This window comes from Clostridium tepidiprofundi DSM 19306 (genome assembly GCF_001594005.1).
GTDB classification, from domain to species: Bacteria; Bacillota; Clostridia; order Clostridiales; family Clostridiaceae; genus Clostridium_AC; species Clostridium_AC tepidiprofundi.
In genome coordinates this window covers 12,916-32,522 of record NZ_LTBA01000008.1, presented here as the reverse complement: position 1 = coordinate 32,522, position 19,607 = coordinate 12,916, and the positions used below count along the sequence as shown (strand labels likewise).

General features: G+C 30.3%; 21 protein-coding genes. 20 read left to right on the top strand and 1 reads right to left on the bottom strand.

Going from position 1 to position 19,607, the window contains the following annotated elements; genetic code table 11:
• Nucleotides 1–274 precede the first annotated feature (274 nt).
• The gene (locus tag CLTEP_RS05355; protein ID WP_066823720.1) at nt 275–1,873 is read left to right on the top strand and encodes a CTP synthase; all 1,599 of its coding nucleotides are present in this window, start codon (nt 275–277) and stop codon (nt 1,871–1,873) included.
• 393 nt (nt 1,874–2,266) lie between these two features.
• Entirely contained in the window at nt 2,267–3,742 is a 1,476-nt protein-coding gene (gene rho / locus CLTEP_RS05350; protein ID WP_066823719.1) for a transcription termination factor Rho, read from the top strand.
• Between the two features lie 149 nt (nt 3,743–3,891).
• Here the strand turns inward: rho and rpmE are convergent, their stop codons facing one another.
• Nucleotides 3,892–4,107 (bottom strand): 50S ribosomal protein L31, encoded by a 216-nt coding sequence (gene rpmE, locus CLTEP_RS05345; protein WP_066823718.1) that lies wholly within the window; start codon nt 4,105–4,107, stop codon nt 3,892–3,894.
• A 355-nt stretch (nt 4,108–4,462) separates the two neighbouring features.
• Between rpmE and CLTEP_RS15160 the strand changes: the two genes are divergently transcribed.
• The 18 genes from CLTEP_RS15160 to atpA all read left to right on the top strand — a co-directional run bounded on the left by CLTEP_RS15160 (nt 4,463) and on the right by atpA (nt 19,504).
• Nucleotides 4,463–5,050 carry a thymidine kinase gene (locus CLTEP_RS15160; protein WP_066823710.1) on the top strand — a complete coding sequence of 196 codons (588 nt, stop codon included), beginning with the start codon at nt 4,463–4,465 and terminating at the stop codon, nt 5,048–5,050.
• A gap of 3 nt (nt 5,051–5,053) precedes the next feature.
• Nucleotides 5,054–5,956: a DUF1385 domain-containing protein gene (locus CLTEP_RS05335; RefSeq protein ID WP_066823708.1), complete on the top strand. Its 903-nt coding sequence runs from the start codon at nt 5,054–5,056 to the stop codon at nt 5,954–5,956.
• Between the two features lie 3 nt (nt 5,957–5,959).
• On the top strand, nt 5,960–6,811 hold the full coding sequence (gene prmC / locus CLTEP_RS05330; protein ID WP_066823706.1) for a peptide chain release factor N(5)-glutamine methyltransferase: 852 nt from the start codon (nt 5,960–5,962) through the stop codon (nt 6,809–6,811).
• A 105-nt stretch (nt 6,812–6,916) separates the two neighbouring features.
• Nucleotides 6,917–7,996, top strand: a complete 1,080-nt coding sequence (prfA, locus tag CLTEP_RS05325) for a peptide chain release factor 1 (RefSeq protein ID WP_066823703.1) — start codon at nt 6,917–6,919, stop codon at nt 7,994–7,996.
• Between the two features lie 153 nt (nt 7,997–8,149).
• Entirely contained in the window at nt 8,150–8,869 is a 720-nt protein-coding gene (locus CLTEP_RS05320; protein ID WP_201786592.1) for a ZIP family metal transporter, read from the top strand.
• Nucleotides 8,870–8,894: 25 nt separating this feature from the next.
• Complete coding sequence (locus CLTEP_RS05315; RefSeq protein ID WP_066823701.1) at nt 8,895–9,944, top strand: L-threonylcarbamoyladenylate synthase; 1,050 nt, start codon at nt 8,895–8,897, stop codon at nt 9,942–9,944.
• Between the two features lie 125 nt (nt 9,945–10,069).
• The gene (locus CLTEP_RS05310; RefSeq protein WP_066823698.1) at nt 10,070–10,525 is read left to right on the top strand and encodes a low molecular weight protein arginine phosphatase; all 456 of its coding nucleotides are present in this window, start codon (nt 10,070–10,072) and stop codon (nt 10,523–10,525) included.
• A gap of 46 nt (nt 10,526–10,571) precedes the next feature.
• A complete protein-coding gene (gene rpiB, locus CLTEP_RS05305) occupies nt 10,572–11,021 on the top strand; it encodes a ribose 5-phosphate isomerase B (protein WP_066823696.1) in 450 nt (149 codons plus the stop codon).
• A gap of 19 nt (nt 11,022–11,040) precedes the next feature.
• The gene (upp, locus tag CLTEP_RS05300; protein WP_066823694.1) at nt 11,041–11,670 is read left to right on the top strand and encodes a uracil phosphoribosyltransferase; all 630 of its coding nucleotides are present in this window, start codon (nt 11,041–11,043) and stop codon (nt 11,668–11,670) included.
• 377 nt (nt 11,671–12,047) lie between these two features.
• Nucleotides 12,048–12,536 (top strand): deoxycytidylate deaminase, encoded by a 489-nt coding sequence (locus CLTEP_RS05295; RefSeq protein ID WP_066823692.1) that lies wholly within the window; start codon nt 12,048–12,050, stop codon nt 12,534–12,536.
• Between the two features lie 116 nt (nt 12,537–12,652).
• Nucleotides 12,653–13,681, top strand: a complete 1,029-nt coding sequence (locus CLTEP_RS05290; RefSeq protein WP_066823689.1) for an MraY family glycosyltransferase — start codon at nt 12,653–12,655, stop codon at nt 13,679–13,681.
• 296 nt (nt 13,682–13,977) lie between these two features.
• Nucleotides 13,978–15,153 carry an acetyl-CoA C-acetyltransferase gene (locus CLTEP_RS05285; RefSeq protein ID WP_066823687.1) on the top strand — a complete coding sequence of 392 codons (1,176 nt, stop codon included), beginning with the start codon at nt 13,978–13,980 and terminating at the stop codon, nt 15,151–15,153.
• Nucleotides 15,154–15,373: 220 nt separating this feature from the next.
• A complete protein-coding gene (locus CLTEP_RS05280) occupies nt 15,374–15,781 on the top strand; it encodes an ATP synthase subunit I (RefSeq protein WP_066823686.1) in 408 nt (135 codons plus the stop codon).
• 86 nt (nt 15,782–15,867) lie between these two features.
• Nucleotides 15,868–16,551 carry a F0F1 ATP synthase subunit A gene (locus CLTEP_RS05275; RefSeq protein WP_066823684.1) on the top strand — a complete coding sequence of 228 codons (684 nt, stop codon included), beginning with the start codon at nt 15,868–15,870 and terminating at the stop codon, nt 16,549–16,551.
• A gap of 87 nt (nt 16,552–16,638) precedes the next feature.
• Nucleotides 16,639–16,881, top strand: coding sequence for an ATP synthase F0 subunit C (atpE, locus tag CLTEP_RS05270; RefSeq protein WP_066823682.1), 243 nt, complete (start codon nt 16,639–16,641; stop codon nt 16,879–16,881).
• A gap of 32 nt (nt 16,882–16,913) precedes the next feature.
• Complete coding sequence (locus tag CLTEP_RS05265) at nt 16,914–17,396, top strand: F0F1 ATP synthase subunit B (RefSeq protein WP_066823680.1); 483 nt, start codon at nt 16,914–16,916, stop codon at nt 17,394–17,396.
• The gene (locus tag CLTEP_RS05260; protein ID WP_066823678.1) at nt 17,396–17,932 is read left to right on the top strand and encodes a F0F1 ATP synthase subunit delta; all 537 of its coding nucleotides are present in this window, start codon (nt 17,396–17,398) and stop codon (nt 17,930–17,932) included. The genes CLTEP_RS05265 and CLTEP_RS05260 overlap by 1 nt, the downstream gene beginning before the upstream one ends.
• Nucleotides 17,933–17,944: 12 nt before the next feature.
• Entirely contained in the window at nt 17,945–19,504 is a 1,560-nt protein-coding gene (gene atpA / locus CLTEP_RS05255) for a F0F1 ATP synthase subunit alpha (protein WP_066823676.1), read from the top strand.
• Nucleotides 19,505–19,607: the final 103 nt, after the last annotated feature.

Sequence of the window (19,607 nt, the reverse complement as noted above, 5' to 3'; positions counted from 1 at the left end):
CATAAAAACACCATTCTATTTTATAGGGTAGTTACTATTATAATAACGATTTTGATAGTTGTCAAGAGAATTACATATTTTTTTGATAGATTTGTTCGATTCTATAAGACTTATATTTCTATAAGTGGTAGACTGAAGTGTTTTGCTTTATGTGGAGTAGAATTCAACGTGAAAGTTCCGATGTTTTGCTTTAGCAAAACGAGTTTGCTTACTAGTAGTATTTTGTATGTTATAACTTGTAAAAATTATGATTTCAAAGGGAGGAGTAATATAAATGAGTACTAAGTACATATTTGTAACAGGTGGTGTAGTATCTTCACTAGGAAAAGGTATTACAGCAGCTTCATTAGGTAGATTGCTAAAGAATAGAGGATTAAAGGTATCTATACAAAAATTTGATCCATATTTAAACTTTGACCCAGGTACTATGAGTCCATATCAACATGGAGAAGTGTTTGTAACAGATGATGGTGCAGAAACTGATTTGGATTTAGGACATTATGAGAGATTTATAGATGAAAACTTAAGTAAAAATAGTAATGTTACAACAGGAAAAGTTTATTGGTCAGTAATTTCTAAAGAGAGAAGGGGAGATTATTTAGGAGCAACAGTACAAGTTATTCCACATATAACCAATGAATTAAAAGAGAGAGTTTATAGAGTTGCAAAAGAGAAGGATATTGATGTTGTAATCACAGAAATAGGTGGAACTGTTGGTGATATAGAATCACTTCCATTTTTAGAGGCTATAAGACAAATAAAATATGAAGTTGGAAGAGAAAATACTTGTTTTATACATGTAACTTTAGTGCCTTATTTAGGTAAAGCTGGAGAGTTAAAAACAAAGCCAACTCAACATTCTGTAAAAGAACTTAGAAGCATTGGTATTCAGCCAGATATTATTGTATGTAGATCCGAAAAAGAAGTAAGCCAAGAAATGAAAGAGAAGATAGGATTGTTTTGTAATCTTAGTGCTAATGATGTAATTCAGAATTTGGATGCGGATAATTTGTATGAAGTACCACTTTTATTACATAATGAAGGATTAGATAGATTGGTTTGTAAGAAACTTAATTTGAATTGTAATGATATTGATAATAGTGATTGGATTGAAATGGTTGATAAGATAAAGAATCTTTCAGGAAAAGTTAAAATAGGACTTGTTGGTAAGTATGTTCAATTACATGATGCATATATATCTGTTGTTGAAGCACTCAATCATGGTGGAATATCAAATGATGCAAATGTTGAAATAAAATGGATAGATGCTGAAAATGTTACAAGAGATAATGCAGAAAGAATATTAGGGGATGTAGATGGTATATTAGTTCCAGGTGGATTTGGAGATAGAGGAATAGAAGGTAAGATTGAAGCTATTAGATATGCAAGAGAAAATAAAGTGCCTTTCTTAGGAATATGTTTAGGTATGCAATGTGCTGTTATTGAGTATGCTAGAAATGTAGTTGGATTAGATGGAGCAAATAGTTCAGAAATAAATCCTAATACACAATATCCTGTTATCGACTTGATGCCAGAACAAAAGGATGTTGATGAAAAAGGTGGTACTATGAGATTAGGATTATATCCATGTAAGCTTTTAAATTCTAGTAATGCTTATAATGCATATGATGAATTGAATATTTATGAAAGACATAGACACAGATATGAATTCAATAATGAATATAGAAAAGTGTTAACGGAAAATGGATTGAAATTAACAGGTTTGAGTCCAGATGAGAGACTTGTAGAAATAGTTGAAATTGAAGAACACCCATGGTTTGTAGCAACACAATTTCATCCTGAATTAAAATCAAGGCCAAATAGACCACATCCACTATTTAGAAAGTTTATTGCTGCAGCGTTAAAAAAATAAGTATAGATATTTATAAAATAGGCATATTTCATAAAAATATGCCTATTTTTGATTTTGTTATTGTTTTTTTTAGATTTATGAATTAGAATATAATAACAGGGTACAATTTAAATGTATAGCATTTCAAGATTCTGTTTTTATCTTTTATTGATTCCCGGTATTTTATCAATTGATGAAATCATTCGCCAGTAAGTTTGTTTTGTTAAAGCAAAACATTAGAAATTCAGATGGAGACTCTACTCCAATTGAAGCAAAAAGCTTCAATTTCCTATTTGTAGAATTGAGAATCTTATAGATTAGTAAAACAGTTTAAGTGTATGATATGTTTATTTTAAGTAGAGAGGAGGAAACACCTGAATAATTTCTTATGATTTTATTCTGGGTGTAACATGAGTGGAACAAATAGATATTTCAAAAAAGAATTTAAGTGAATTAAGAGAAATTGCGAAAGGGCTTGGAATAAAGAGTGTTTTTAAATATAAAAAAGCTGAATTAATAGAAGAAATTAATAGGACATCTTCAATAGCTATTGTTAAGGATGGAGTGGTTTTAAGGGAAAAGATTACTTCAAAAAGTGATAATGATGATTTAAATAAAGGGAAATTGATAGAAAGAGAAAATAAGACTAAAGAAGATGTTAAAGATACAGCTTCATACAGGCAGGAAGAAACAAGCAAGAGAGAAGAACTAAGAGAGATGATTAATGATTCTGATAGTGCTAAAGGTGTTCTTGAGATTATTGAAAATAACAGCTATGGATTTTTAAGAGGACAGAATTACTTGACAAGTTCTGATGATATATATGTATCACCTTCCCAGATAAGAAGATTTAATTTAAAAACTGGAGATGAAGTTAAAGGTAAAGTAAGAATACCTAAAGAAGGTGAAAAATTTAAAGCGCTATTGTATGTACAAGAAGTTAATGGAGAAAATCCTGAAAGAGCGATAGGAAGGAAACCTTTTGAAAAATTGACGCCTATCTATCCACAAGAAAGACTTTCACTTGAAACAAGCTCAATTGATTTATCAACAAGATTAATGGATATTATTTCACCTATTGGTAAAGGACAGAGAGGGCTGATTGTTGCACCACCTAAAGCAGGTAAAACTACTATTTTGAAGAAAATAGCAAAAAGTATAACTTCTAATAATCCTGAAACTAAACTTATAGTATTGCTTATTGATGAAAGACCAGAGGAAGTTACTGATATGCAAAGAAGCATAAATGGAGAGGTAATCTATTCTACTTTTGATGAAGAACCTGAGCATCATACAAAGGTTGCTTATATGGTATTGGAAAGGGCAAAAAGGATGGTTGAGCAGGGGCAGGATGTAGTTATATTACTTGATAGCATAACAAGATTGGCTAGAGCATATAACCTAACTATAACGCCTACTGGCAGAACATTATCAGGAGGACTTGATCCAGGAGCGCTTATAATGCCAAAAAAATTCTTTGGAGCTGCAAGGAATATTGAAGAAGGTGGTAGTTTAACTATACTTGCAACAGCACTTGTGGAGACAGGAAGTAGAATGGATGAAATGATATTTGAAGAGTTTAAGGGAACTGGTAATATGGAAGTTCATCTAGATAGAAAACTTCAAGAAAGAAGAATATTCCCTGCAATAGATATATATAAGTCTGGTACAAGAAGAGAAGATTTATTGCTTTCAAAAGAAGAGTATGAAGTTGCATATAATATTAGAAAATACATGTATAGAAATGAAAGTGTAGAGGTTGTTACTGAAAAGTTAATTAACTTATTATCAAAAACTAGGAGTAATAAAGATTTTATTGAAATATTAAGTAAGAATATTGAAATTTTAATAAAAGATAAAGATAAGGATAAAAATAGAAATAGGTACTGATATTTGCTTTATGCTGTTGACAGATGAATTTTGTCAACAGTTTTTTAATAATAAAAAATAATTTATCGTGAATGAAAAAAGCCCATGTTTTTAAGAACATGGGCTTTCCAACAATCTGAGAAAAAATACAAATTTTTTCTTTTTGATTATTATTCTTCGTCAATCTTAATGTTGAATTTCTTCATGAATCTATCAATTCTTCCACCAGCGTCAACAGTTTTCTGTTTTCCAGTGAAGAATGGATGACATTTAGAACAAATTTCAACCTTAAGTTCCTTTTTAACAGAGCCTGTTGTGAAAGTGTTACCGCATGCACATTTTACAACAGCATCTTCATGATATTCAGGATGGATATTCTGTTTCAATTTCTTCACCTCTTTTTCAAGAAATTATCGTATACCCGTCTCGTCAACTATTTTATTTTAACATGTATATATAGCTTTAGTCAATAATACGAATTTTATTTTTCAAATTATTTTTTCAGTAACTTCAATTCGTAATTTAGATTTTTATCATACATATTACAACGAAAAAATGCAGTATGCAGAGATTTTTATAGTGAATATTAATAAAAAATATATGATATTAAATATTTATATTGCATATTACGAATTGAAGTTCAGTAATTTTGTGGTTGACGAATGAACAGCTTTATAATATTATCAATATTTGTTACAATAGATATGGTTGCATTAGAATTGAGTATATGGAGGGTGTAAAATGCATTTATTTACAAATTATGGTTCAATAGAGATGATTGTTGGACCTATGTATAGTGGGAAATCAGAAGAACTCATTAGAAGAGTTAGAAGAGCTAAAATTGCTAAACAGAAGGTACAGGTTTTTAAGCATGCCGTTGATAATAGGTATAGCAAAGAAGATGTTGTTTCACATTGTGGTGATAAAGTAGAAGCTATTCCAGTGAAGAATAGTGAAGAACTTATAAAAAATTTAGATAAAGATACAAAAGTTGTTGCCATAGATGAAATTCAATTTTTTGACGATAATATAATTGAAATTGTAAAAAGATTAGCTGATAATAATATTAGAGTTATTTGTGCTGGATTGGATATGGATTTTAGGGGTGAACCTTTCGGCAATATTCCTAAATTATTAGCAATTGCTGAGTATGTTGATAAAATTAGTGCTATATGTGTTGTGTGTGGAAATCCTGCTACGAGAACCCAAAGGTTGATTAATGGGAAACCTGCAAAGTATTCTGATCCTATAGTACTCATAGGTGCACATGAATCGTATGAGGCAAGATGCAGAAATTGTCATATAGTTCCTATGGATGAGGAGGAATAAAACATGAAGAAGACCGATGTTGGTGGTCAAGCTGTAATAGAAGGTGTCATGATGAGGGGAAAATATGGTGTGGCAACTGCAGTGAGACAAGAAGATGGTGACATTATTGTTAGTAAAGAGGACATAGAGCCTATTACTAAAAAAAATAAATTTTTTGGTATACCAATCATTAGAGGGTTTGTTACACTTATTGAGTCTCTTGTTATAGGAATAAAATCACTGAATTATTCAGCATCATTTTTTGAGGAAACTGATGAACCTTCAAAATTTGATAAATACTTCAAAAAAATATTTAAGGATAAGGCAAATGATGTTATTGTTGGACTTTCATTAATTATTTCATTAGTTTTAGCTGTGTTGCTTTTTTTTATATTGCCTACATTTTCGGCAGGATTGTTTAGAAAAATAAACATAAACAATACATTGGTTTTAAACATTATTGAAGGTGTAATTAGGGTTATAATTTTTATTTTGTATATTTATTTTATTGGTAAAATGGAAGATATAAATAGAGTATATCAGTATCATGGTGCAGAACATAAAACTATTTTTTGTTATGAAAATGAAGATGAGTTAACACCAGAGAATGCTTCAAAATATGGAAGGCTGCATCCTAGATGTGGAACGAATTTTCTTTTTTTGGTTATGATAGTTAGTATAATTATCTTTGCGGTAACTGGATTTAATTCTCTTTTGGAAAGAATAATATATAGAATAGTTTTACTTCCTATAATTTCTGGTGTTACTTATGAAATTATTAAATGGATGGGTAAGAGCCAAAGCAAATTATCCAAATTTTTTGCATATCCTGGGCTAATGCTTCAAAAACTGACTACAAGAGAGCCGGATTTAGAACAATTAGAAGTAGCTATTAAAGCATTGAAAGCTGCTGAAGGGATTGAATAATTTATGAAAATTCAAGAGGCATTGATTAAAGCATATAACATATTAAAAGAGCAAAATATTGAAACGTATATGCTTGATGCACAATTACTGATGTGTAGTGTTATTAAGAAAGATAAATTATTTATAACTATGAACAAAGATTTTGAACTTTCAAAACGTGAAAAAGATGAATTTTTTAGGTTAGTGAATATTAGAAAAGACAAAATGCCAGTTAAATATATTTTGGGTGAATGCGAATTTATGGGTATAAATTTCAAAGTTAAGCAAGGTGTACTGATACCAAGACCTGATACAGAGATACTTGTTGAGGAAGCAATGAAATATATTAAAGAATTAGGTATCAAAAACATTTGTGATGTCTGTTGTGGAAGTGGTGCTATTGGGCTTTCTATTGCAAATTATTTTAAAAATGTAGAAGTCACATTATATGATATTTCAGAGGTAGCTTACGAAGTGACAAAAGAAAATATAAATAATTTAAAATTAGCTAAAAGCACTAAAGTTGAAATAAGTGATTTATTGGAAAAGGCAATAGTTAATGGATTGAAGTTCGATATGATAGTATCAAATCCACCTTATATAAGGAAAGATGTAATACCAACTCTCATGGATGATGTCAAAGACTATGAACCATATACTGCATTGTGTGGTGGTGAAGATGGGCTTGAATTTTATAGAAAGATAACTGAACAGAGTTTGAAAGTTTTAAAGAAAAACGGTGTGCTTGCATATGAAATTGGATATGATCAGAATAAAGAAGTTAAAAATATACTTAAATCGAATGGCTTTGTTGATATTAGATGTGTTAAGGATTTAAGTGGCAATGATAGAGTTGTAATAGGAATTAAGAGCTAGACACTCATAGGTTCTCTAAAAGTTTGGTGTGCTATTCTTGTGAAAGACACTATACTATGATATAATACAAGAATGTGAAAATTTTTATACGGAGTGATAGATGCTATGTTGGATAGGTTGAATTTTTTAGAAAATAAATATGATGAGCTTTCAAATAAGATAAGTGATCCTTCTATAATGGCTAATCAGAAAGAATGGCAGAAGTTGTGCAAAGAACACGCAGAATTAGAAATTATAGTTACAAAATACAGAGAATACAAAGATACATTAGAAGCTCTTAACGATAATAAAGAAATGTTAAAAGAAGAATCGGATAGAGAAATGAAGGAAATGATTCAACAGGAAATAAAAGAGCTTTCCGCAAATAAAGAAAATATAGAAAATGAACTAAAAATGCTTTTGCTTCCTAAAGATCCTAATGATTCTAAGAATGTATTTATTGAGATAAGAGCAGGTGCCGGAGGGGAGGAAGCAGCATTATTTGCAGCTAATCTTTTCAGAATGTATCTTAAATATGCTGAAAAAAATAGATGGAAAGTGGAAATGATGAGTGCAAATGAAACTGATATTGGTGGTTTCAAAGAAGTTGTATTTATGGTAAAGGGAAATGGTGCGTATAGTAAGTTTAAGTTTGAGAGTGGAGTTCATAGGGTTCAAAGAGTACCAGATACTGAATCAAGTGGTAGAATTCACACTTCTACAGCTACAGTTGCTGTACTTCCAGAGGTTGATGATGTTGATGTTGAAATAAATCCAAATGATTTAAGAATTGATGTATTTAGAGCATCTGGTCATGGGGGACAGTGTGTTAATACGACAGATTCAGCAGTTAGAATAACACATCTTCCAACTGGATTAGTTGTTTCATGTCAAGACGAGAAGTCACAGCTTAAGAATAAAGAAAAGGCTTTAAAGGTATTAAAAGCAAGATTGTTTGAAATAGCGGAAGCAGAACGAAATAAAGAAATTGCAGATGATAGAAAGAGTCAGGTTGGAACTGGAGATAGAAGTGAAAGAATAAGAACATATAACTACCCACAAGGAAGAATTACAGATCATAGAATAGGGTTGACTTTGTATAAATTAGAGTCTTTCCTTAATGGAGATATAGATGAGGTTATAGATGCATTGATTACAGCAGAGCAATCTGAAAAAATGAAATCGTTGGGCAATGCAGAATTTTAATAATTAGTTGAACAAGTATTTGTGTTTTAAGAGGTCATGATTTTTAACTTAGTATGGCCTCTTTTTTAATTAAATTAAATATCATTATGAAATATTTTCCAAGGATAGAAATAAACTTATATTATAAATATTTTATTCTTGGGGGAATTTATTTTGAAAATAGGAACAATATATATTGTGTTTTTTTCTACAGCGGTTTCACTAGTAGGTACTATGATAGGAGCATTGTTTGGAATAAGTATAAGAAAACCATCAAATGAATTTTTAGGTAGTGCAATTGGTTTTGCTGGTGGGTTAATGCTTAGCATAACTATAATAGAATTGATTCCAGAAGCAACTCAAAGAATTACTTTAATAAATGCTGTGTTTTTTATGGTAATTGGTATTATAATAATATTTTTGGTTGACAATATTAGCAAGAATGAGAATAATACTTTTAAAGAGATTGCTTTTTTAGTTGCATTAGGTCTCATGTTGCACAATTTTCCAGAAGGTATTATCATGGGATTAGGATTTTCAGCAGGTGATAATTTAGGATTGAAAATGAGTATATTGATATCAATTCATGACATTCCAGAAGGAATTGCAGTTGCAGCACCTTTGATGGTTACAAATATTAGGAGAAGTAAAATATTATTATACACATTTTTGACAGCTTTGCCGACTGCTGTAGGTGCTTGGATTGGAATTTTTATAGGAGACATTTCAGATTATATTTTAGGCAATTGCTTATCTATTGCAGCTGGTATAATGTTATATGTTGTTTTAAGGAAGATGTTTATAGAATCTAAAACATTATGTGGAAAAAAATTAAGCTCAATAGGTATATTGATAGGAATTATATTTGGAATATTTATAATAAAAATTATATAGTATTAAAAAGTTTGAGGTGATTATTATGGAAACAAAAGTATCTATTATGAGTGAATATAATATAGATTATGAAGCAATAAAGGAAGCGTCAGAAGTAATAAAGATTGGTGGATTAGTAGTATTTCCTACTGAAACTGTTTACGGATTAGGTGCGAATGCATTGAATGAGGAAGCTGTAAAAAAAATATTTGAAGTTAAAGGAAGACCTCAAGATAATCCTCTAATAATTCATGTATCGGACTTTGATATAAGTGAATATGTAGAAGAAATACCTGAAATTGCATATAAATTGATACATAAATTTTGGCCTGGTCCATTAACATTAATATTAAAAAAATCAAATATAATTCCATATACAACTAGTGCAGGATTGGATACAATAGGAATTAGAATGCCATCTAATGTAATTGCTAGAGAATTGATTAGAGAGTCTAAAGTTCCAATAGCAGCACCGTCAGCTAATATATCAGGTAGACCTAGTCCAACAGATGTTAAGCACTGTATAGAAGATTTAGGAGGGAAAGTAAATTATATTTTAGGAGGTGAAAGCAGTGATGTAGGTGTTGAATCAACTATTGTTGATTGTACTTCTGAGAATATATGTATTTTAAGACCGGGTGGAATTACTATTGAAATGTTAAAAGAAGTTGATAAAAATGTATATTATGATAAAGCTATTTTATCAAAGCCTAAAGATAATTTTAGACCTAAAGCACCTGGAATGAAATATAGGCACTACGCTCCTAAAGCACCTGTTAAAATAATTTGTGGTGATTTACAAAAAACTATTGCAAAAATTAATGAAATGGTGCAAAATTATATAGATAGCAATAAACGAGTAGGAATTATGGCAACAGATGAAACTAGGCATTATTATAAAAGTGGAAATATTGTGTCGTTAGGTAGTAGAGAAAATATTGATGATATAGGCAAAAATCTATTTGCAGCACTAAGGAAATTTGATGATATGGATGTTGATGTTATTTTATCAGAAGCTTTTGAAGAAGTTGGATTTGGTGCAGCAATTATGAATAGATTAAAAAAATCTGCTGGATTTGATATAATACAGGTTTGATTTTTACAGTATATTGATTTTTATAGTGTATAGTTTTGGAGATATATTATTGTAGATGTATTAGAGGAGCATATTTAAAAGAGTAGTATGTTTGATTTTTAAACTATATTGTTTTGGAGGGTTATATGAAGGTGTTATTTGTATGTGCTGGAAATACATGCAGAAGTTGCATGGCAGAGGTTTTATTTAACAATATGATAGAGCATGACAATATGGAAGCATTTTCAGCGGGGGTCGCAGCAGTTCCTGGCAGTAAGACTTCATATAATGCTGCATATGTTATACAGAAAAATCTTGATATAGATATTAGTGATAGAGTTTCAGTACAGTTGACTTCAGATATGCTGGAGAAGGCAGATTTGGTTTTAACTATGACTGAAAGCATAAAGTATTTTTTGATTAATTCTTTTTCGATATATAGACAAAAGATTTTTACTTTGAAGGAATTTATAGGACAAAATGGTGATATACTAGATCCATTTGGAGGAGATATTGAAGTATATTCAGAAACTTTTAATGATTTAAAAAATAGCTTAGAGCTACTAATAGACAAGTTGAAAGAAGATAAAAGTATTTTGTAATACCATTGTCTTCTTTTTTTATAATACAAAAAATGGAGGTGTGATTATGAAAATTGCATTAGGCAGTGATCATGGAGGAATTGAATTAAAAAGAGATATCATTAAACACTTAGAGAAGAAAGGTATAGAAATCAAGGATTTTGGTACTTATACAGAAGAATCATGTGATTATCCTGATTTCGCATTAAAAGTAGCTGAGGAGGTAGCATCTAAAAACTATGATTTTGGTATTTTAGTATGTGGTACTGGTATTGGAATAAGTATTTCTGCGAATAAGGTTCCAGGAATAAGAGCTGCACTATGTCATGATACATTTAGTGCCCATGCTACAAGAGAGCATAATGATGCAAATATATTGGCATTAGGAGGAAGAATAGTTGGAGTTGGACTTGCGCTTGATATTGTTGATGCGTTTTTAAATGCTGAATTCCAAGGTGGAAGACATGAAAGAAGAGTTAACAAAATAACAGAAATTGAAAAAAAATATTCAAAATAAATTTTAGGAGGGATTCAATATGAGTAAAGTAACACAAATAGCTCATCCATTAATATTACATAAGTTAGCATTTATAAGAGATAAAAATACAGGTTCAAAGGATTTTAGAGAACTTGTTGAAGAAGTTGCTATGCTTATGGCTTATGAGGTAACACGTGATATGCAGCTTCAAGAGATTGAAATAGAAACACCTATATGTAAAACAAAATGTAAAACGTTAGCTGGTAAAAAACTTGCCATTGTACCAATATTAAGGGCAGGTTTAGGAATGGTAGATGGTATGCTAAAGCTTATTCCAGCAGCTAAAGTAGGTCATATTGGAATGTACAGAGATGAAGAAACTCTTCAGCCAGTAGAATATTTCTGTAAATTGCCTCAAGATATTAGTGAAAGAGATGTAATAGTAACAGATCCTATGCTTGCAACTGGAGGCTCTGCAATAGATGCCATTGATGCATTAAAGAAAAGAGGAGCAAAATATATAAGATTAATGTGTTTAATAGCGGCACCAGAAGGAGTAAAAGCAGTTATGAATGCACATCCAGATGTTGATATTTATGTGGCAGCTATTGATGAAAAATTAAATGAACATGGATATATTGTACCAGGATTAGGAGATGCAGGAGATAGACTTTTTGGTACAAAATAATTTAATATAAAATATTAAATATAAAATATTAAATATAAAATATAAAATATTAGACTATACTTATCAAGTTCTAAAATTTATAATTTGTTTACAAATATAATTTTAGAAAAGTTGCTAGTATGACATACATAATTAATTAAGTGCATTATCTCTAGGGTATTGCACTTTTTTTTATTGGGTGGCATAATAGGACACAAGGGTACCATTGTAATTATGATATTATGTAAGGTATTAAAAAAATAACTACATTTAATTTGTTCTTTTTTTGAAATGATTAATTATATATACTTGCAAAGTTCTTAAAATCGCATAATTTTCTAGACAAAAATATGAATTTTATGACTTGATAAGTCATAGTAAAGATTGGAGTGCTTATAATGGGTAGAAGAGATAAACATAATTATTATTTGGATATTGCAGAAACCGTTTTAGAAAGAGGAACATGTTTGAGAAGAAATTATGGTGCAATAATAGTGAAAAATGATGAAATTATTTCTACTGGATATACTGGTGCACCTAGAGGAAGAAAAAATTGCTGTGATATTGGTGTTTGTATGAGAGAAAAATTGAATGTACCTAGAGGTACTCAATATGAATTATGTCGTTCTGTACACGCTGAGGCAAATGCCATAATAAGTGCTTCAAGAAGGGATATGATTGGAGCTGTATTATATTTAGTTGGTAAAGATGCTAAAACAAAGGAATTAGTGAAAAATGCGAATTCGTGTACTATGTGCAAAAGAATGATAATCAATGCTGGAATAGAAAAGATTGTTATTAGAGATACTGATAATGATTATAGAATTATAGAAATAAGTGATTGGATTGAAAATGATGATTCTTTGACTGAAGAAATAGGTTATTAGACTGTAAGTTCACTAAACTATAGGTTATTAAATTTGAATATAAAACAATAACTTATTAATCTAGAGTACAGAAAGTTTGATGACCGTGTAAATTTAAATAGGACAGGATGATTTTTATGAATAAGTTATCTATGATGACATTGGTTATACCAATTATTTCTTTTATTGTTACACCTATAGTTCAAAGAATTGCTATTAAAATAAATGCAATTGATGTTCCTAAGGACAATAGAAGAATACATAAAAAACCAGTTCCTCTTTTAGGAGGACTTGCGATTTATATATCATTCATTATTGGAGTGATTTTAAAAAATGGGCACATGACATCATCAGAGGTTGGTATTGTATTAGGTGCTACCATAATAACTTTTGGTGGTTTTATTGATGACTTGAGAGATATTAAGCCTGTTTTAAAGCTTTTTATACAGCTTTTTGCTGCAACTATACTAATTATATATGGTGTTAGGATAGGAAAGGTAACGAATCCTGTAAGCAGCACTTCATTTTTTATTGATTTAGGCAGGTTATCTGTACCACTTACTATTTTCTGGGTTGTGGGAGTTACGAATGCTTTTAATCTTATAGATGGTTTAGATGGTTTATCTGCAGGAATTGCACTCATAGCTTCAGTAACTTTATTCATTATTTCAATTTTAAATGGAAGAGTTGAAGCTGCTATACTTACATCTATTTTATCGAGTGCTTTGATTGGATTTCTTCCGTATAATTTTTACCCTGCAACTATATTCATGGGAGATACGGGTTCACAACTGTTAGGATTTTTGCTTGCAGCGATTTCTATAGAAGGAACTATTAAATCAGCAACTGCATTTGCATTAGGAGTACCAATATTAATATTTGGAGTGCCAATTTACGATACTTTATTTGCAATTATTAGAAGAAAAATAAATGGTAAGCCTATAATGCAAGCTGACAAGGGACATTTGCATCATAGACTTTTAGATATTGGATTAACTCAAAAACAAACTGTAATTGTTATGTATTTGATTAGTGCTATATTAGGCGGAATTTCAATAATAGCTATGCAGATGAGCACTCAAAGGTCGTATTTTTTGGTGACAATAGTAATACTGATTATTTCATTTGTTGCATGGAAAAACAACTTCTTTCAGCATAAAGAATAGTATATTTACAAAGTTTTAAAAAAGAATAATTTTCTAGTGCAGACTTTCATAATTATATAAATTAACAAAAAAACATATGTGCAAATAAGATACTTCAGCTAGTTTATTTACCTTAGTAAAGGTTGCACTAGATAGGAATATGAATTTTATAATTTAACGATTTGCAATATATATATGGTAAGCCTGTACGTTATATTTATAACAATATTTCTATTTTAATAATAAAATGATATAATTAATGTGAAATAAGTGGTTAACGGACTTTTAAAATTAAAATAAAAGGGGGCAAATTTATTATGAAAGAAGTAGTAATTGTTAGTGCAGTTAGAACGGCTTTAGGTAAATTTGGAGGAACATTAAAAGATGTTCCAGCGATTGAATTAGGAACTATTGTTATTAAAGAAGCAATCAAGAGAGCAAACATAAAGCCAGAACATGTAGAGAATGTTATAATGGGTAATGTTCTTCAGGCAGGACAAGGGCAGAGTCCTGCCAGACAAGCAGCTGTAAAAGCAGGTATACCAGTTGAAACACCTGCTTTTACATTAAATATGGTATGTGGTTCAGGATTGAGAGCAGTATCATTAGCGGCGCAAATGATAAAAGCAGGAGATACAGATGTAGTTGTTGCAGGTGGAATGGAGAACATGTCATTAGCACCATATGTGCTTCCAACTTCTAGATGGGGACAAAGAATGGGAGACGGAAAAATTGTCGATACAATGATAAAGGATGGATTATGGGAGTCTTTTAATGATTACCATATGGGAATAACGGCTGAAAATATTGCTGAAAAGTGGAATATTTCTAGAAAAGAACAGGATGAATTCGCTGCAAGATCACAGCAATTAGCAGAAAAAGCAATAAAAGAGGGTAAATTTAAAGACGAAATAGTTCCTGTTGTTGTTAAAACTAGAAAGAGTGATATTGTATTTGATACTGATGAGTTTCCTAGGTTTGGAACAACTGTAGAAGGATTATCAAAGTTAAGACCGGCATTCAAGAAGGATGGAACTGTTACTGCGGGGAATTCTTCTGGAATTAATGATGGTGCGGCTGCATTAGTTATTATGAGTGCAGATAAAGCTAGAGAATTGGGTATAAAACCATTAGCTAAGATAGTTTCTTATGGTTCTAAAGGGTTAGATCCATCTATTATGGGGTATGGTCCTGTTGGAGCAACCAAGTTAGCACTTGAAAGAGCTAATTTATCTATTGATGATATAGATTTAATTGAAGCAAATGAAGCTTTTGCAGCACAAAGTATTGCAGTTGCTAGGGATTTAAAATTTGATATGAATAAAGTAAATGTAAATGGAGGAGCAATAGCACTTGGTCATCCAATTGGATGTTCTGGAGCAAGAATACTTGTTACGTTGTTATATGAAATGCAAAAGAGAGAATCGAAAAGAGGATTGGCTACGCTTTGTATTGGAGGAGGAATGGGAACTTCAATAATAATTGAAAGATAGATACATTTATCAATTTTGAGAATTGCACTAAGATGTTATTTTACATTTAATGGATTGAAATTTGCTCATTTATGAAATTTGTTTATTTATGGTATAAACATTAAATATAGAACTGTAATAAAAAAATCTCTGATGTAAATTCAGAGATTTTTTTGTATGGAAAGGAATATATAATTAATTTTTGCAGAAAATAAAGTAGGAAAATGATTTGGAGGTGTATATGTATTTTAAAAATTCAGTAAGTAGTTCAGTAAATAATATGGTGAAAAGTGTAGTGTTAAGTAACTTAATTATTGGTATTATTATCACATTATTGGTGTTTTATTTCTTTGGTCACTATTACTATTCTTATGTATTAGGGTTATCGGTGAGTTTAGTGACGTTTTTTATAAATGTATCAGTAACTGAAAAATTATTAATTAACAAGAACAACAAAAATAATCTAAAAAATAACAATAAAAAAACAGAAATAGTCTATATTATAGCTGGATTTATTATGAGAGTAGTTATTGTTTGTATTGTTGCAATTGTGCTTATCAAGCAAAACAAATACAATATTATACCTTATATTTCAGGTTATAGTTCTCAATTTATAGGTTTATTTTTAGGTAGTAGAAAGGTCATGTAAAAAGATTAGTAGATTGGAAAAATCCTGTGAATGTGGCATTGTGAAGGTACTATAAAGGTAATGTAAAAGTATTAGGAAGTGATACTATGGAAACAGAAATTCCCATAAGAACTATTTTATTATTTGGAAAATTACCATTTGATATTACATATAGTTTGGTTACACAATGGGTTGTCATGGCTATAATAATTATTATTTTAATTGTTTTAAGTAAACGCTTATATAAAATACCTAAGTGTGGGCAGTCTGCTGCAGAGATATTTTATGAATCGATAAGCAAAGTTATTGTAAATAATCTTGGAGAAGAATATATTGGTTTTGTATCTTTTTTTGGAACCATGGCAATTTATATTCTTTTTATGAATTTAACAGGGTTATTTGGTATTAAACCACCAACTGCAGATTATAATGTAGCGTTAGGATTGGCACTTATAAGCTTTTTAGTAATTCAATTCTATGCTATTAAAAGAGTAGGGGTAAAGGGGTATTTTGCAGGATATGTAAAGCCATTGTGGGTTCTTACACCAATAAATATTATGGAGAGATTTGTTTTTCCAGTATCACTCAGTTTAAGATTATTTGGAAATATGCTTGCAGCAAGTATTATTGTTGATTTATCTTATTCTGCACTTGGAAAATTATCATGGTTTATGGAAATGGGTATTCCTGTAATACTTCATACATATTTTGATTTGTTTGATGGTGTATTGCAAATGGTTATTTTTGTGATGCTTTCAATGATAAATCTAAAGATTATAGCAGAACATTAAATTGACTAAAAACTGCAAAATATAAAGCAAAATAAATGAAGGGAGGATAGGTTACAGTTTTTACAGTTTCTGTGGCCGATTATTATAATGGGTAAAGAGTTTGTTTTAGGAATGACTGCATTAGGGGCAGGATTAGCTGCTATTGGATGTATAGGGGGTGGAATAGGGACTGGTAATGCGACTGCAAAAGCGGTTGAGAGTATAGCAAGACAACCTGAAGCTAGTGGTAAGATAATGACTATGCTTATTATAGGTGGTGCATTATCGGAAGCAACAGCCATATATAGTTTATTAATATCAATACTTTTGATATTTGTTGGAGTTAAATAGTGGTTATATATAGGTAAAGGGGATTTTTGGAAATGAGTATAGTTCCAAGCAAAGTTATTGCGGCAATAGTTAATTTTGGAATATTGTTTTTGGTTCTTAAACATTTTTTCTTTGACAAGATAGGTAATTTTATTAATCAGCGTAGGCAAGAAATTGAAAATCAATATAATCAGCTAGAAAAAGAGAAGAGTGAAACAGAAGCGAGAAAAAGAGAAAGTGAGGAAAATTTAAATAAATCAATAAAAGAAGGTAGAGATATATTAGATAGTTATAAACAAAAGGCAGAAAAAGTGTATTCTCAGATTATTGAAGATGCCAAAGAAGAACAAAAATTGATAATGGAGAGAACAAAGAAAGAATTAAAGATTGAACAGGAAAAAGCAAAGAGTGAAATAAAAAAGCAAGTTGTAGATTTATCAGTTGTATTAACGGCAAAAGTACTTGAAAGAACGCTAAACGAGAGTGAACATAGAAGATTAATAGAAGAGTTTATAGATAAGGTAGGTATGCATTGATGTATGAATATTTGGATAAAAGATATGCTTTGGCATTATATGAAATAGCAGAAGAAAAAGGAAAAGTTGAAGAATATATGAATGATTTAAGAAATATTGTTTATTTTATAAATAATAATAAAGAATTGCATACAGTGATTGAACATCCAAAGATAAATACTGCTAAAAAGAAACAAATATTCAAAAAGATATTCAAAGGTAATATTGATGATGAGTTGTTATCATTTTTACTCATATTGATTGAAAAAGGAAGGATTTTGTTTATTGAAGAAAAATTAGAGCAAATGGAGAGAATATATCTGGAAAGACATAATAAGATGCAGGCAGAGGTAATAACTGTAATACCTCTTACAGAAATAGAAAAAGAAAATTTAAAAAAAATATTAGAAAAAAAGTACGATAAGGAAATAATGATTTTAGAAAAAATAGACAAAGATATCATTGGTGGTGTTTATTTAAAGGTAGGCAATGATGTTATTGATGATACTATAATATTTAAACTTAATGCAATAAAGAAGAGTATGCTCTCTATATGAGGAGATGATGGAATGCATATTAAACCTGAGGAGATTACGTCAATTATAAAAAAAGAGATTGAAGATTATGAAGTAGGAATTGAGATTGTTGATTCAGGTACTATTATACAAATTGGAGATGGAATTGCAAGGGTATATGGATTAAAAGATTGTATGGAAGGAGAATTATTAGAATTCAATACTGGTGTTTATGGTATGGCATTAAATCTAGAGCAAGACAATGTTGGCTGTGTTTTGCTTGGTTCTGAAGAGGGAATAAAAGAAGGTGATATAGTAAAAAGATGTGGCAGACTTGTTGAAGTACCAGTAGGAGAATCTCTTATAGGTAGAGTGGTTAATCCTTTAGGTGAGCCTTTAGATGGAAAAGGAGATATAAAATCTTCTCAAAAATATCCTATTGAAAGGGAAGCACCTGGTGTAATACAAAGGAAGTCCGTTACTGAGCCACTTCAAACAGGTATTTTAGCCATAGATGCTATGGTACCAATAGGAAGAGGGCAGAGAGAACTCATAATTGGAGACAGGCAGCTTGGAAAAACGGCAATTGCGGTTGATGCTATATTGAATCAAAAGGGACATGATGTAGTATGTATATATGTTTCAATTGGCCAGAAACAATCGACAGTTGCTCAAATAGTAGACACTCTTAACAAAAATGGAGCAATGGATTACAGTATAGTAGTTTCTTCGACTGCTGCTGACAGTGCTCCCCTTCAGTTTATAACTCCATATGCAGCATGTAGTATGGGTGAGTATTTTATGTACAATGGAAAGGATGTTTTAATTGTTTATGATGATTTATCGAAACATGCTGTAGCATATAGAACTATGGCATTGCTATTAAGGAGACCACCAGGCAGGGAAGCATATCCTGGAGATGTGTTTTATCTTCATTCAAGATTATTAGAAAGGGCGGCAAGGCTTTCAGATGAATTAGGAGGGGGTTCAATAACAGCACTTCCTATAGTTGAAACTCTTGAAGGAAATGTAACAGCATATATACCAACCAATGTAATTTCTATAACAGACGGTCAGATTTTTCTCGAATCTGAATTGTTTTATTCTGGTCAAAAACCTGCTATTAATGCTGGTATTTCTGTATCGAGGGTTGGCGGAAATGCCCAGATAAAAGCAATAAAAGAACTATCAAGTACATTGAGATTAGAACTAGCTCACTACAGAGAACTAGCAACTTTTGCTCAATTTGGAACAGATTTAGATGATGAATCGAAAAAAAAGCTAGAAAAAGGCAAAAGATTGATGGAGATATTGAAGCAGGAGCAAGGTAATCCCATGTCGATTGATAAGCAGATTATTATATTATATGCTTCAATTCATGATTATTTAATGGATATACCTGTAAAAAAAATAAGAGAGTTTAAAAATGAATTATTTGTTTATGTAGATGATCATTATAGAGATGTTGAAGAAACATTGATTAAAGAAAAGAAATTGAGTGATGATATGAAAAATAAAATAAATGATATTATTAAAGAGTTTAAGGAAGAATTTTTACGAAGAAATGATATAGAAAAAAATAGTACAGAAAAAAGCAATATAGAAAAAAAGTAATGTAAAAAATATGGGAAAAGTAACATATATAAAGATGTTGTTAAAAAATAATATTAAAAAATGATATTAAAAAATAATACTTAAAAACCATAGAAAAATGAGA